The organism is Wenzhouxiangella sp. YN9 (assembly GCF_056324165.1).
On record NZ_JBJNIP010000093.1, the window covers coordinates 1 to 515 of the forward strand.

1 pseudogene is annotated in these 515 nt (G+C 64.1%); it reads right to left on the reverse strand.

Features of this window, described 5'->3' with window-relative positions:
* Positions 1–237: 237 nt before the first annotated feature.
* Positions 238–515, reverse strand: a pseudogene (locus tag ACEWQ0_RS08050) (hypothetical protein); the annotation flags it as partial.

Genomic DNA, 515 nt, shown 5'->3' on the forward strand with positions numbered 1-515 from the left:
GCGTATAGGAAGTATAAGCGCCCTATTTCCTGATTTCCAACGGTATCCGGAGCCGTACCAGGCCGGCACCGGACCCTTACCAAAGTCCCCTGCACGCCGAATTCCGTCCGATTCCTAACTGTCGGAGCCAATCGAGCAGCCCCTATAGCCCCGTTTTTGCCGGCGTGGGCCTATCCGGCACGAGCGCCGCCGGGCCGCGCCCGAATGGAACGCGGCCTGGAATTGGTTTCCTGCGTTTCAGTGATGCAAGCCGGGACGCTCGGCCGGCCTGCCGGCGCGATGCACGCGGACAGGCGGCGCACGACTTTCCGTCCACAGGCCGGGCAGATCCTTGCTGGCCAGGTGATTCAATATCCGCTCGATCACCGGCGGGTCTTCGATACAGGCGATGATCTGGACCGTGCCCCCGCAACTCGGGCAGGTCTCCACATCAATCTGAAAGACCCGCTTGAGGCGCTTCGCCCAGCGCACCGCCGAGCGTTGCTCGACCGGTGTGCGATCTTCCGACGGTCCCG